The organism is Streptomyces chengmaiensis (assembly GCF_029846775.1).
Lineage (GTDB): Bacteria > Actinomycetota > Actinomycetes > Streptomycetales > Streptomycetaceae > Streptomyces > Streptomyces chengmaiensis.
This window is the reverse complement of record NZ_JARWBG010000022.1, coordinates 118,826-132,703: the sequence shown is the minus strand read 5'-3', so window position 1 is coordinate 132,703 and position 13,878 is coordinate 118,826. Positions and strand designations below refer to the sequence as shown.

Sequence of the window (13,878 nt, the reverse complement as noted above, 5' to 3'; positions counted from 1 at the left end):
AGTTCGCCTGCTTCACGATGACCAAGCTGGACCTGGACAGCAGGGCACAGGCGGTGGTGGTGGCGTGCGAATCGGGGCTCGTGACGCCGGGCGGATAGCGGCCCGCCCGGCCTGTACTTCACCCCACGCTCCTCGCTGGCGCCCCGAGGCCGCCCAGCCGCCAACGTCCTGTGAGCTGTCTCACTCAGTGCTGCCTGCTCGGTGCACGAACTGCCTCGCCAGCGCAGTTCCTGACCGTTCCACACCGCTTGTTGGCCGGATACGTCAGTAATCTGGCATTGCAGCCAGTACGGCATTCGATACAGGCTGTGACCGTGCTGGAGCGACGTGTTGTTGTGGTGGTGTACGCGGGCGCGATGGCCCTGGACATCACCGGACCGATTGAAGTGTTCGATACCGCGAACCGGCTGCTGGGTCCCTCGGGAACGCCCTACCGGACCGACTTCGTATCCGCCGACGCGCCACTGGTGCGCACGAGTTCAGGGGTGGTGATCGAGGCCGCGCCACTGGAAGCGGGGCAGGGCCCGATCGACACGCTCCTCGTCCCGGGCGGATGGAGTCTGCACAACGCGCTCCGGGACCGGGCGCTCGTGTCCTGGATCGGCCGAGCAGCAGCCCGGTCGCGCCGAGTCGCCTCCGTATGCGGCGGATCCTTCCTGCTGGCCGAGGCGGGCCTCCTCGACGGCAGACGCGCCACCACCCACTGGGCGTACAGCGAGATGATGGCGTGCCGCTACCCGGATGTGACGGTGGACGCCGAGCCGATCTTCGTCTGGGACGGGCCCTTCGTGACCTCCGCGGGCGTGTCGACGGGCATCGACATGGCATTGGCCCTGGTGGAGGCGGATCACGGTGCGGCGCTCGCGCTGGAGACGGCACGGTTTCTGGTGCTGTTCCTCAAGCGGCACGGAGGACAGTCCCAGTACAGCGCCGTCCTCGACGCCCAGTTGGCCGACCATCCGCCGATCCGGGCAGCACAGGAGTGGATTCTCGACAACCTGGACAACCCGCTGCCCGTGGCCGAGATCGCGCGACAGGCCAACATGAGTCAGCGCAACTTCGCCCGGGTCTTCCGGCGCGAGGTGGGCACGACACCCGGCCAGTACGTCGAGCGGACGCGTATCGCCCGCGCACGCGAACTGCTGGAAACCACCGACCTGACGATCGGTCAGATAGCTGGCCGCTGCGGATTCGCCGCCACCGAGACGTTCTTCCGCTCCTTCGGACGAACCCTGGGACTCACCCCCAAGGAATACCGGCACCGCTTTCAGGTCGTCTCGCCATCCGGCCTCATCGACCGGCACCACGAGAGGGAGAGAAGCCCCGTATGACCACCTCGACCTCGGAATTACGCGAGGCAGAAACGGTACGCCTGGTCGACCATCTGGCCGGGGAACTCGCCAGGGCCGGCGTCACCCACATGTTCGGCGTCGGCGGCGCGAACATCGAGGACCTGTATGACGCCGTGCACCGCGGCGGCGCCATGCGCGGCGTCGTCGCCAAGCACGAGTTCTCCGCCGTCACCATGGCCGACGGATACGCCCGCACCACCGGACGCCTCGGCGTGGTTGCCGCCACCTCGGGCGGTGGGGCGATGAATCTCGTACCGGGCCTGGCGGAGGCGTACGCCTCCCGGGTGCCCGTGCTGGCCCTGGTGGGTCAGCCGCCCACAGGCGAGGAAGGCCACGGGGCGTTCCAGGACTCCAGCGGCAAGGCGGGCTCCTTCGATGCACGGGAGGTCTTCGCGCCCGTCTCCCGGTTCTGCGCCCGGGTCGATGACGCGGACTCGCTCACGGAGTTGCTGCCCCTGGCAGTTGCGGCGGCACAGGCCGATCCACGCGGGCCGGCTGTGCTGTTGTTGCCCAAGGACGTGCAGCAGGCGCGGTTCCAGGTGCCCGCCCGCGGTGCGGCGCCGATGCCGGGCGGCCCCGCGACGACGTCCGCGGCGCGGCTCGACCCAGCTGCCGTCAGCGCCGTGTCGGACGCCCTTCGCGGTGCCGGCCGCGTCCTCGTCATCGCTGGTGAGGATGTTGCCGCCCACGACGCGCGCGAGGAGCTGGCCGAGCTGGCCGAGCGCCTCGGGGCGTGGGTGGCGGTCACCCCGGACGCCAAGGACGTCTTCGACAACCGTAATCCACGATTCGCCGGCGTGGCCGGGGTGATGGGTCACGCCAACGTCGAAGACTGTCTCCGGCGGGCCGACCTGTGCCTGCTGGCCGGTACCCGGCTGCCGCTCCTGGCACGCGGAGGCCTTGACCGCGCCCTGGCGGCCACCGACGTCGTCTGCCTCGGCCCCGAACCGCCGTTCGTGGCAGGCATCGCACTGGGTGGGGATCTCCGCGACGCGCTGCGCGCGGTGACCGCCCGCCTGCCGCCCCGCCCACGTCCCTGTCTGCCGCACGCCGGTCCCCGTCCTGCTCCCATGCCGGGCCCGCCTTCTGAGACCCGTGGACAAGCTGTCCCCTACAGCCGGGCCGTCGCCGCGGTGGAGGCGGCACTCCCCCAGGACGCACACGTCTTTGTGGACGCCGGCAACGCGGGGGCCAGCGCGATCCATCTTCTCCCTGCACCGCGCCACGGCCGCTTCGTGGTGGCAGTCGGCATGGGCGGCATGGGCTACACCTTCGGTGCCGGGATCGGCGCCGCGCTCGCCACCGGCCGACGCACCTACGTCCTCGCCGGCGACGGAGCCTTCTTCATGCACGGGATGGAAGTGCACACCGCCGTGGAGTACGACGCACCCGTGACGTTCGTGATCTTCAACAACAACGCCCACGCCATGTGCGCGCTGCGCGAGGAGTTCCTCCAGGGCGGCGTCCGCAGCGACGACCTGTTCGCCCGGACCGACCTCGCCGCCGGAGTGGCCGCCGCCTTCCCGTCGCTTGAGGCCACGGGAGCCGGCGACGCTGCGCAGCTGCGCACCGCGCTGCTGCGCAGCAATGCAAGCGGCGGCCCGGCGTTCGTCGCGGTGGACTGCGATCCACGGGAGATCCCGCCGTTCCTTCCGTTCCAGTCCTTCACCGAAATCACCGAAAGCCCCAACAGTGCCGAGAGCAAGGAGAGTTCGGATGAGCGAGGCATCGTCCGCGCTGGCTGACATCCCCGGTCTGATCCGGATCGAGAACGCCGGCAAGGAGGAACTGACCGCCCACTGCATGGAGCTCACCCACGCGGTCTACCCCCACCATCAGGTCTACGGGCAGTACTGCACCATCCACGAGTACGTCGACTGCCCACCGGAGACTGCCTACGACTACCTGCGCCAGGGACACCACTTGGAGGAGTGGACCTGCAGCCTGCGGGACTTCGCGCCCACCGACACACCGGGGCTGTGGGTCGGTCACGACCGGCTGGAGGACGACACCAGGATCTACTGCAAGGTGATCGCCAACCCCGAGGCCATGACCGTGGACTACCACTGCTCATGGGACCAGGGCGAGCAGCTCTGGATGATCTACCTGATGCGTGTCGTCCCGGCCCGACTGGTACTCGACAAGCCGGGTTCGGTGATCACCTGGACCAACTGCCGACACCCCCACTACGACGCCAACCCCCATCCCGAGAAGGCGCCGCGCCCGGACCGGCCCTGGGTGGGCGACTACTGGGACCTCTTCTACGCAGGCCACACCGTGGAGATGAACAACCTCAAGGCCATCCTGGAACACCGCAACCGCAACGGCCTGCCGGTCAACGTGGCTCCGGCGAAGGCGGCGGCGCAGTGACGACGGTCAGCCTCACCGACGTAGCCGGCTACCTCCCCGGCGAGCCGGTCCCCGCGGAGTTCTACACCGAGTACCCCGGAGCCGAGGACAAGCTCCGCAACCACCCCATGTTCAAGGTTCCGCCGTTACGGCACCACGTGGCCGCGGACGAGACCAACGCGGACATGATCGAACGCGCCGTACAGTCTCTGATCGAACGGCACGGCAGGGAAGAGATCCAAGGCGTCGACGTGCTGCTGGTGCACAGCCAGCTGCCGGACCTGCCGTTCGTGGGCGCCGGCACCGAGGTGGCACGCCGGCTCGGCCTGAACCCGGAGTGGCTCGTCGACGTGGCCAACGCGGGCTGCGCCTCCTTCGTGTACATGCTGAAGATGGCCCGGCAGATCCTCACCTCGACCGACGCGAAGACCGCTCTGATCTGCAACGCGCAAAGCGCCGCGGGGCAATGGTTCACCCAGTCCGAGGTGCGTAAACTTGCCCAGGCTGCGATCCCGGGCGACGGGTGCGGTGTGGCGTTCGTGACGACGTCGGCACAGTCACCGGTCCTCGACGTGGAAACCCGGCACATCGGCGATCACGCCGGCGACATGACCGTGGCGCTCGAAGACGGCCGCAAGTACTGGGAGCCGGGAGAGTCCCAGCTGCGGATCGGGTTCACCGACGCAAGCGTCGCCAAGGTCCTGGCACGCGGGAACCGCCTCGTCCCCGAGGTGGTCATGGACCTGTGCCGGCGGCTCGGCGTGGCGAGCACCGACATCGACGTCCTCATCACCAACCAGCCCAACCGCACATTCCTGCGGAACTGGCGAGAGGCGCTGGAACTGCCGGCCGAACGGCACCCGAACACCTTCGATCAGTACGGGAATCTGTTCGGCGCGGCGATCCCGATCACCCTGGACCACGCGATCCGCTCCCGGCAGGTCGAGGACGGCAGCCTGGTGGTGCTCGGAGGATTCGCCCACGCGGGCGACTTCGCCGGTGCCGTCGCCGTCCGCTGGCACGGGGGACGGGACTGAGCGATGGACATCCCCGTACCGCACCGGCTTGGCCTGAACGAGAGCCCACTGATCTCAGCCGTCCGCCGGGTGCTGCGTGAAGTTCCCGGCGCCGACGAGGTCGCCGCCGCGTACTTAACCGCTCATGACTACGCCGATGCGGGCAAGCCGAGGATCGCCTGGGACGACGAGGCCGCCCGCGCCGAGCTCGTCGACGCGCTCGTGACCGACGCGCTCAACCTGCTGGGTCGGCGAAGGTCGCCGAAGACCTCCTGGCAGACGAGACCAGGCCGGTCGAGGCGCTCGGCGACTCCGCGTCCTCGTCCGGACGCAGGGCGTCGAGGATCAGCGTGAGGCCAAAGGTGAACTCGTCCGCGTAGTCGTAGCCGGGTTTGAGGACGTGCTCGACGGCGATCTCCGCGAGGTGGGGGTAGGCGTCGGCGGGCATCTCCCGAAGGATGGCGCCCGCGACCTCGTCCAGCTCCGCCGAGTTGCTGAACGGCAGGCTCAGCTCCTGGAGCACGAAGCCGTACAGGTAGCTGTCGATCAGTGAGAAGGCGTGCGCGGCCATCGGGACGGAGAACCCTCCGGCGCGCAGCACGCCGATGACGGCGTCATGGTGGCGCAGGGTCGCGGGGCCGGGTCGGCTGCGGGAGTCCATCAGGCCGATGGCCCACGGATGGCGTCGCAGCACGGCGCGGGCAGAGGCCGCGCGGCGGCGCATGGCGCTCTTCCAGTCCGTGTCGCCCGGCGGCAGCTCGATCTCGTCGAACACCGCGTCCACCATGCCGTCGAGGATGTCCTCCCGTCCCGCGACGTGGTGGTAGAGCGACATCGCCTCGACGCCCAGCGGTTCGGCGATGGCCCGCATGGTGAGTGCGGCCGACCCCTTCTCGTCCGCCACCGTCACCGCCGTGCGGATCACGCGCTCGCGGCTGAGCGGGGTGCGCGCCGACGCCCCGCGACGGCCCTTGCCTCCCTCGCGCATCCGCCCCTCCTTCTTCCGGTCCCCTTGCTTGCCTTACGGCATAAGGCTACCGTGCCTTACAGCATAAGGTAGACACTGCGGCGAAAGGGCTGCGCCATGGGCACGGATCGGATGAAGAAGGTCTGCATCGTCGGAGCTTCGGGCAAGCTCGGGCAGTACATGGTCCGGCACGCGCTGGACCGCGGCTACGAGGTGGTCGGCGTGTGCCGGGAGCGCAGCGTGCCAAAGCTGGCCGCGTTCGCGGACCGGATGACCATCGTGCCCGGCCCCACGAACGACCCGGAGGTGATCCGGCGGGCGGTCGCGGGGTGCGACGGGGTGCTGACGGTGCTGGCGCCGTGGGGTGTGCAGCAGTACTCGTCGGGCACGGCTCAGGCGGTGCTCGACCACGCACGGCCGGGCGCGCGCCTGGTCTTCTCCTGCGGCTGGCACATCACGCGCGACGGCAAGGACCGGTACTCGTGGATGTTCAGGACGGCCGTCCGGGTCGTCGCCTTTCTGGCCAAGCTCGTCCGCGCCGTCGAGATCGACGACCAGGTGGAGGCGTGCCGCAGGGTGTTCGCCAGCGACACCCGGTGGACCGTGGTGCGCGGCAGCGACCTGGAGGAGGGCGAGAGCCAGGGCCTGCCCGTGTGGAGCCGGCACGTGGGCGACCCGGTGCTGGCCAGCAATCTGACGCGCCGTGTGGACTTCGCGCTGTTCATGGTGGAGGCGCTCACCGACGACACGCTCGTCCGGGAGGCCCCGGCGATCGTCGGCTGCCGCACCCCCAGCGCCCTCGCCCACGCCGACGCCCCCGCCGGCCGCGCTTAGGCGTCGTTTCCAGTGCGCCGACCGGTCGCCCGGCGGCTCCATCAGGGGCGACGACCGACCGCAGACCCGGGGCCGGTCCGCCGTCTCGGCGGTGCCCGTCTCCAAAGCCGCAACAGGCCCAAGCGCCTGCCCAAGGCTCGGCCGCGCGCCTTGGTTCGGTGATCCGCGTCACACCCGGCTCCTGTCAGGAATCAGGACGCCGTCTCGTTCAAGGGGCACGCGAACGAGACAGGAGCAACGCCATGAAGCACCGCATCGTCGTACTCGGCGCCGGATACGCCGGGGCCTTCGCCGCCGGAAATCTGGCCCGTCGGCTCTCCCCCGCCGACACCGAGATCACCGTCGTCAACGCCGTGCCCGACTTCGTCGAGCGGATGCGGCTCCACCAGGTCGCCGTCGGCCAGGGCCTCGCGTCGCGCAAGCTCGCCGACGTATTCGCGGGCACCGGGGTGCGGTTGCACCTGGCGCGCGTCACCGGCGTCGGCCCCGAGCGCAGGACCGTCGCCGTGACCGGCGAGGACGGCGACGGCGAGCTCGCGTACGACACGCTTCTCTACGCGCTCGGCAGCTCCGTGGACCATCACGACGTCCCCGGCGTGGCCGAGTACGCCTTCGATGTGACCGGCCTGTCCTCGGCGCTGCGTCTGCGCGAGCGCCTGGCCGGCCTGGGCGAGGGCGGCGCGGTGCTGGTCGTCGGTGAGGGGCTCACCGGCATCGAGACCGCCACCGAGTTCGCCGAGTCCCGGCCCGACCTCTCAATCGCCCTCGCCGCCCGCGGCGAGCTGGGCGCCTGGCTCTCCCCGAAGGCCCGCCGTCACCTGCGCCAGGCCTTCGACCGGCTCGACATCACCGTCCACGAGCGCACCGACATCGAAGCCGTCGAGCCGACACTCGCCATCGCCGCCGACGGCACGTCCATCCCGGCCGACGTGACCGTGTGGTCGGCCGGGTTCGCCGTGCAGCCCATCGCGGCCGCCGGCGGCCTGGACGTCTCCGAGACCGGCCGGATCGTCGTCGACCGCACGATGCGCTCGGTCTCGCACCCGGACGTCTACGCCGTCGGTGACTGCGCCCACGCCATCGGCGACAACGGCCGGCCGCTGCCGATGTCCTGCGCCTCGGCCGGCTACACCAATATGCAGGCGACCGCCGCGATCATCGCGCGCCTGACGGGCGGCAAGGTCCCGACCACCGGGCTGAAGTACCACGGCAACCACATCAGCCTCGGGCGGCGAGACGCGATCTTCCAGATGGTGGACGGGGACGTCCGGTCGAAGTCCTGGTACCTGGGCGGCCGGACCGCCGCGCGGCTCAAGTCGGGCGTGCTCAAGGGGGCCGGGTGGGGCGTCGCCCACCCGACTTTCGGCATGCCGCAACGCAGGCGCCGCTTGGCCACCGCGTCCGACCGGATCGGTGTGCGGGCGTCCGCATAGGCTGTTCCGCATGGACAGCGCGGCCGTCGAACGGTTCGAGGCCGGCCGGGGTCGGCTGGCCTCGCTCGCGTACCGTCTGCTCGGCTCGGCGGCCGACGCCGAGGACGCCGTGCAGGACGCGTTCCTGCGCTGGCAGGCCGCGGACCGGGAACACATCGAGACGCCGGAGGCGTGGCTGACCAAAGTCGTCACCAATCTCTGCCTCGACCGGCTCCGCTCGGCGCAGGCGCGCCATGAGCGCGCCGTCGGAGACTGGCTGCCCGAGCCGCTCCTCGAAGGCGACCCGATGCTCGACCCCGCCGATACCTTCGAGCAGCGCGAGTCGGTGTCCTTGGCCGTACTGACCCTCATGGAGCGCCTGTCGCCGGTCGAGCGGGCCGCCTATGTCCTGCGCGAGGCCTTCTCCTACCCCCACGCCGAGATCGCCGGGATCCTCGACATCACCGAGTCCGCGAGCCAGCAGCATGTCCACCGGGCCCGACGCCGGGTCGCCGCCGAGCGCCGCGGCGTCGACGAGGCGGATCCCGCGTCCGCGCGCCGGATCGTCGAGGAGTTCCTCGCCGCCGCGGCGTCGGGGCGCACCGAGCGGCTGGTGGCGATGCTCACCGCCGACGTGACCGCGGTCTCGGACGGCGCCGGACTGGCCAGGCGGCTGCTGCGGTACAGGACGCGGGAGCGCGTCGCCTCCTATGTGCGGGCCGGCTTCAAGCCCACACCGGCGAAGCGGCGGCTGGCCGGCGGGTCCCCCGCGATGTACATCGCGCTGGTCAACGGCTCCCCGGCCGTCCTCGCCGTGGTCGGCGACCGGGTCGTGGGCGCCGTGGCGTTCGAAGTCGGCGACGGCAGGGTCGCGTCCCTGTGCGGCATCGCCGCCGCGGACCGGCTCGCGCGCCTCAATGAGGCCTGGCGGCAGTACGAACCCGATGCGCCGGTCATCAGCGCGTGGTGACCGCGGGCCGGTCCGGGCCGGCCTGTTCTACCGGTCGCGGGGCCGGGTTGCTGGGCCGGGTTGCTGGGCCGGGGCCGGGGGGCCGGTTCAGAAGTCCGGGCAGAGGTGGGTGTGCGCGGCGTCCAGGATCTGTGCCGCCGTCGCGCGTCCGTGGCCGCCGGGGTGGGCGGGGCTGGTGAAGCGCGTGTTCGTCATGTCGATCAGCGCCTCGCGTCCACCGGGCACATCCGTCGTCAGGGTCTGGCAGGTGCTCCTTCCGCGGCTGACGGCCTTGTCCTCCTTGCCGTGCACGATGTCCGGATCGATCGCGGCGAGGGCGTCCAGGTAGGCCTGCCGCTCTTCGGGCGTGGGCGGGTCGGGGAAGATTCCGGCCGCGTCGGCGCCCGGGGCCTGGCCGACGCTCTCCACTGCGGTCGCTTCCGGATCGGGTTGGCCGTCCGTCCCGGACTGGCTGCCGCAGCCGGTGAGGGTGAGGAGCGCGGCCGCGGTGATGACGGCCGCCGATGTGCACTGGCGCATGGTCCCCCCAAGTCGATCGGGATGAGAGGGGGCCCATCATCGACCACCGGTGCGGCGGAAGTGAAGGAATGTTGCGAAGCCTTCACCGCCCCGACCTGACTAAGTGGTTTCCGGCCGATTGAGGCCGGATCCGGCGGGTTCCAGCATCGTACGCATCGTTGCTCCCTGTGAGAGGAACCCAGATGCTCGCGCTGTCCTGGACCACTCCCGTCGTCGTCCCCGGGGATCCCGCCACCGCACGCGACCGGCTGTGGAAGGCGATGCTGCGGAAGGCGGAGTTCCCGGTCGAGTACGTTCCGGCGATCACCGAGTGCGCAATCCTGGAGCGCTATGCCGACGGCGGATTCCTGCGCCGGGCGTCCCGTGGGGAGCGCACGCTCGTGCAGCGGGTCTTCCCCGACGAGGCGGCGGGCCGGATCGCCTTCCGGCATGAGGATCACACCGACCTCGCGGAGATCTACGACCAGATCGGCGACGACGGGAACGGCGGTCTGACGCTGACGCTCGGGCTGCGGCTGACGCCGCGGGCGACCGAGCGTGCGCTCGCGGAGAGCGACTATCTCAGCGCGCTGAACGCCGACTTCGACGCCACCCTGGCCGATATGACGGGGAAGCTGATCGAGGCCGCGGCGTCCTTCGAGGCCCTCGCCGTCGCGGCCTGAGCCTCGCTCCGAGGCGGCCGCCGCGCGCCTGAGGCCCTGCCGGTCGGGGTGCCCGGCCGGCTCGCCGCGCGGCGTCTACGCCGACAGCTCGGCGACCGCCTCGTCGCCTTCGAAGGCGTCCGCAGGCTGGAAGCCGAGCGAGGCGCCGGGCGGTCCGCCTGGGGTGGAGGCGGTTGGAAATCGGCGGGAATGCGACGGTGAGCGGGCGCGTTCCTATGTGCAAGAAGTTCATTCTTCAACTAAACTCGGGTGCACAAGGAGGTCACGTCCATGCCTGCAGTGACTGTCGAGAACCCGCTCACCCTGCCGCGCGTCGCCGCGCCCGCCGGGGCCGTGCCGAGGCCCGTGCTCGCCGTGACGACGGCGCCGGCGGGATTCGAGGGGGAGGGCTTTCCCGTGCGGCGGGCCTTCGCGGGGATCAACTACCAGTACCTCGACCCGTTCATCATGATGGACCAGATGGGCGAGGTGGAGTACGCGCCGGGGGAGCCCAAGGGGACGCCGTGGCATCCGCACCGGGGCTTCGAGACGGTGACGTACCTGATCGACGGAACGTTTGTGCACCAGGACAGCAACGGCGGCGGCGGAACCATCCGGAACGGCGACACCCAGTGGATGACCGCGGGCTCCGGGCTGCTGCACATCGAGGCCCCGCCGGAGTCCCTCGTCACCTCCGGCGGACTCTTCCACGGGCTCCAGCTGTGGGTGAACCTGCCCGCGAGCGACAAGATGATGGACCCCCGGTACCAGGACATCCGCGGGGGCCGGGTGCAGCTGCTGGCCTCGCCCGACGGCGGGGCGCTGCTGAGGGTGATCGCGGGCGAGCTCGACGGGCACCGGGGACCCGGTGTCACACACACCCCGATCACGATGATCCATGCGACGCTGAGGCCCGGAGCGGAGGTCACCCTGCCCTGGCGGGAGGAGTTCAACGGCCTCGTGTACGTCCTGGCCGGACGCGGCGCGGTCGGCGTCGAGCGAAGGCCCGTCCACACGGGCCAGACCGCGGTCTTCGGCAACGGCGGCGCGCTCACGGTGCGGGCCGACGCAGCCCAGGACTCGCACACCCCGGACCTGGAGCTGGTCCTCCTCGGCGGCCGTCCGATCCGCGAGCCGATGGCCCATTACGGTCCGTTCGTGATGAACAGCCGCGCCGAACTCCAGCAGGCGTTCGAGGACTTCCAGGCGGGCAGGCTGGGAACCGTCCCCGCGGACACGGCCTGAAGTCGCACTTTCGTGCGGGGCGGCGTGGGTGATAGCAATGATCACGCCACTGTGTTCCACGGAACCGGAACGTGCGTCGCAACGGGGGAGTTGACGATCCGTCTCTGGAAGATCTGGCATGCCGTTTTACGCGGCGGCTTCGCGTCCGCCCGGCCACCGGGCGGACGGCGATCGGTCTTCAGCCCCCCCCACGGGCAGCCGACCGGCCGCTGGAGCCTGTACCCGCTACAAGGAAACGGCCATGAGACCCAGACATCCCGCCCGCGTCGCCGGGCTCGCCGCGCTCACCGCCGCGCTCACCGCGGCCCTGACCGCCGCGCCCCTCGCGACGCCCGCCCACGCGGTGACCGGCACACCCGACGCCGACAACGCCCTGGCGTTCACCGTCCGACTGGACATCGGCCAGGGCGCGCGCGCCTGTTCCGCCGCCCTCGTCGACCGGGAGTGGCTGCTCACCGCGGCCAGCTGCTTCGCCGACGACCCGGCCGCGAGCCCGGCAGCGCCCGCGGGGAAGCCGAAACTGAAGACCGTCGCCACCATCGGCCGCGCCGATCTGACGGGCACGGCCGGGGGAACCCGCACCGTGCTCCAACTCGTCCCGCACCCCTCGCGCGACCTGGTCCTCGGCCGGCTGTCCAGCCCGGTCAGGAACACCGCGCCCGTCGCCCTGAGCAGCACCCCGCCCGTCGCCGGGGAGGAGCTGACGGTCGCGGGCTACGGACGTACCGAGGACGAGTGGTCGCCGCTGCTCCGGCACAGCGGCCGCTTCACCGTGGACGCGGTGAACGCCGGCGCCATCGACATCACGGGCCGGGACGGCGCCGCCGTCTGCATGGGCGACACCGGCGGCCCCGCCGTCCGGACGACCGGCGGCCAGGCCGAGCTGGTGGCCGTCAACAGCCGCTCCTGGCAGGGCGGTTGCTTCGGCGCCGACCCGGCGGAGACCCGCACCGGCGCCGTCGACGCCCGCGTCGACGACCTGCGCGACTGGGTGGCCGCCGCCGTCGGCGCGCCTCGTCTCACCGACTTCAACTGCGACGGCGTCGAGGACGTCGCCATCGGCGACCCCAAGGCCGCGGTCGGAGGTGACAAGAATGCCGGCCTGATCCGGGTGATCTACGGCGGCGGCAAGGGCACGGCCGAGCTCCACCAGGACCTCGACGCCATCCCGGGCGGCGCGGAGGCCGAGGACTGGTACGGCCGGACCCTGGACGTGTTCGACCACGACAACGACGGCTGCACCGACCTCGCCGTCGGCATACCCAACGAGGACATCGGCTCCAAGAAGGACGCCGGCGCCGTGCACGTCGTCTACGGCGACCCGGCGGGTCTCGCCAAGGGCCGCTCCACCCTCGACCTGGTGCAGGGCAAGGGCTCCGGCGCGATCGCCGCGTCCGCGTCGGAGGCGGGCGACCGCTTCGGCCACTCCCTCGCCGCGGGCCACACCGCCTCCTCGGAGCCGTATCTGCTGATCGGCATCCCCGGCGAGGACCTGGGCTCCGTCACCGACGCGGGCAGCGCGATCTATCTGCGCGGCAACGTCAACACCGCCGTCCACCAGGACAAGCCCGGCGTCGGCGGCGGCGCGGAGGCGGGCGACAAGTTCGGCTCCTCCGTGGCGGCCTCGCCGAACCATCTGGCGGTCGGCGCGCCGGGCGAGGCCGTCGGCAAGGTCGCCGACGCCGGTCTGGTCGCAGTCTTCCGGCACGCGATCAGCTCCGACGGCATCCCCTCGCACCTGAAGTCCGTCCACCAGGACACCGCCGGCATCAGCGGCGTGCCCGAGGAGGGCGACCGCTTCGGCGCGTCCCTGGACCTGGCCGAGTACCGCCCGGCCGGGGCCGCGTCCGCGACCGACTCGCTCATCGCCGTCGGCACACCCGGCGAGGGCATCGTCAACAAGGACGCCAACCGCGACAACGCCGGCTCCGTGACCGTGCTCCGCGCCGCCGCCGACGGTGCGCTCAGCCAGCACATGGTCGCCCACCAGGAGATCGAGGGCGTCTCCGGCGCGGCCGAGACCGACGACAAGTTCGGAGACAAGGTCCTCCTGGTGAACACCTCCCCCCGCGAGGTGAGCACGGACTCCACCATGGCCCTGGCCGTCGGCGTCCCGGGCGAGGACCTCGGCAGCGTGGTCAACGCCGGCGCCGTGCAGACCTTCGGCCTCTTCGGCCCCGCGGGCGAGACCGACTTCTGGGCCGAGGCGGGCAACGCCTCCGGCCTGCCCGGCGCCCCGGGCGAGGGCCAGGTCGTCGGCCGCTACATCCAGGCCACCGGCACGCATCTGTATGTGGGCATGCCGTACAAGGCGTACCAGTACGGCGCGGTGCACGTCCTGCCGTGGGGCAATGTGACCGCCGGGCGTCTCGGTGACGCGGGGGACGCGGTCACCCACCAGCCAGGCCGGGACGGCCTGCCGGCCGCGGGCGTGGCCTTCGGACGGGCGATCGGCTGACGAAGCCCACTGCCGAGCCGCGACCACACGGCCCGGCGGGACGGCCCCGGGGAGGAGCGAGCCTCCCCGGGGCCGAGTCGATACGCGACCTCCTCAAGGGCGCCCACGGAAAGCT

At 71.3% G+C, this 13,878-nt stretch carries 12 protein-coding genes and 2 pseudogenes; 12 read left to right on the top strand and 2 right to left on the bottom strand.

What is annotated here, in order from left to right:
- Positions 1 to 14: 14 nt before the first annotated feature.
- From QCN29_RS19730 to QCN29_RS19705, 6 genes and pseudogenes are all read left to right on the top strand, one after another.
- A pseudogene (locus QCN29_RS19730) lies at positions 15 to 98 on the top strand (DNA-binding response regulator); the annotation flags it as partial.
- Between the two features lie 153 nt (positions 99 to 251).
- Complete coding sequence (locus tag QCN29_RS19725; RefSeq protein WP_279929674.1) at positions 252 to 1,331, top strand: GlxA family transcriptional regulator; 1,080 nt, start codon at positions 252 to 254, stop codon at positions 1,329 to 1,331.
- Positions 1,328 to 3,097: a thiamine pyrophosphate-binding protein gene (locus QCN29_RS19720; protein WP_279929672.1), complete on the top strand. Its 1,770-nt coding sequence runs from the start codon at positions 1,328 to 1,330 to the stop codon at positions 3,095 to 3,097. Before QCN29_RS19725 ends, QCN29_RS19720 begins: the two co-directional genes overlap by 4 nt.
- On the top strand, positions 3,069 to 3,722 hold the full coding sequence (locus QCN29_RS19715) for an SRPBCC family protein (protein ID WP_279929670.1): 654 nt from the start codon (positions 3,069 to 3,071) through the stop codon (positions 3,720 to 3,722). The genes QCN29_RS19720 and QCN29_RS19715 overlap by 29 nt, the downstream gene beginning before the upstream one ends.
- On the top strand, positions 3,719 to 4,738 hold the full coding sequence (locus QCN29_RS19710; RefSeq protein WP_279929669.1) for a 3-oxoacyl-ACP synthase III family protein: 1,020 nt from the start codon (positions 3,719 to 3,721) through the stop codon (positions 4,736 to 4,738). Before QCN29_RS19715 ends, QCN29_RS19710 begins: the two co-directional genes overlap by 4 nt.
- A 48-nt stretch (positions 4,739 to 4,786) precedes the next feature.
- A pseudogene (locus QCN29_RS19705) lies at positions 4,787 to 4,966 on the top strand (IS5/IS1182 family transposase); the annotation flags it as partial.
- On the opposite strand, the gene QCN29_RS19700 reads toward QCN29_RS19705, so the two are convergent.
- Positions 4,953 to 5,705 carry a TetR/AcrR family transcriptional regulator gene (locus QCN29_RS19700; protein ID WP_279929668.1) on the bottom strand — a complete coding sequence of 251 codons (753 nt, stop codon included), beginning with the start codon at positions 5,703 to 5,705 and terminating at the stop codon, positions 4,953 to 4,955. The pseudogene QCN29_RS19705 and the gene QCN29_RS19700 sit on opposite strands and share 14 nt — an antisense overlap.
- 96 nt (positions 5,706 to 5,801) lie before the next feature.
- Between QCN29_RS19700 and QCN29_RS19695 the strand changes: the two genes are divergently transcribed.
- The 3 genes from QCN29_RS19695 to QCN29_RS19685 all read left to right on the top strand — a co-directional run bounded on the left by QCN29_RS19695 (position 5,802) and on the right by QCN29_RS19685 (position 8,900).
- Positions 5,802 to 6,518, top strand: a complete 717-nt coding sequence (locus tag QCN29_RS19695) for an NAD(P)-dependent oxidoreductase (RefSeq protein ID WP_279929666.1) — start codon at positions 5,802 to 5,804, stop codon at positions 6,516 to 6,518.
- A 242-nt stretch (positions 6,519 to 6,760) separates the two neighbouring features.
- The gene (locus tag QCN29_RS19690) at positions 6,761 to 7,951 is read left to right on the top strand and encodes an NAD(P)/FAD-dependent oxidoreductase (protein WP_279929664.1); all 1,191 of its coding nucleotides are present in this window, start codon (positions 6,761 to 6,763) and stop codon (positions 7,949 to 7,951) included.
- Between the two features lie 10 nt (positions 7,952 to 7,961).
- Positions 7,962 to 8,900, top strand: coding sequence for a sigma-70 family RNA polymerase sigma factor (locus QCN29_RS19685; protein WP_279929663.1), 939 nt, complete (start codon positions 7,962 to 7,964; stop codon positions 8,898 to 8,900).
- An 87-nt stretch (positions 8,901 to 8,987) separates the two neighbouring features.
- Here QCN29_RS19685 and QCN29_RS19680 read toward each other — a convergent pair whose 3' ends face one another.
- Positions 8,988 to 9,419, bottom strand: coding sequence for a DUF732 domain-containing protein (locus QCN29_RS19680; protein ID WP_279929661.1), 432 nt, complete (start codon positions 9,417 to 9,419; stop codon positions 8,988 to 8,990).
- 167 nt (positions 9,420 to 9,586) lie between these two features.
- Between QCN29_RS19680 and QCN29_RS19675 the strand changes: the two genes are divergently transcribed.
- From QCN29_RS19675 to QCN29_RS19665, 3 genes are all read left to right on the top strand, one after another.
- On the top strand, positions 9,587 to 10,081 hold the full coding sequence (locus tag QCN29_RS19675; RefSeq protein WP_279929660.1) for an AtaL-like protein: 495 nt from the start codon (positions 9,587 to 9,589) through the stop codon (positions 10,079 to 10,081).
- 270 nt (positions 10,082 to 10,351) lie between these two features.
- The gene (locus QCN29_RS19670; protein ID WP_279929658.1) at positions 10,352 to 11,305 is read left to right on the top strand and encodes a pirin family protein; all 954 of its coding nucleotides are present in this window, start codon (positions 10,352 to 10,354) and stop codon (positions 11,303 to 11,305) included.
- A gap of 241 nt (positions 11,306 to 11,546) precedes the next feature.
- Positions 11,547 to 13,763: a S1 family peptidase gene (locus QCN29_RS19665; RefSeq protein WP_279929656.1), complete on the top strand. Its 2,217-nt coding sequence runs from the start codon at positions 11,547 to 11,549 to the stop codon at positions 13,761 to 13,763.
- The last annotated feature ends 115 nt before the right edge of the window (positions 13,764 to 13,878 follow it).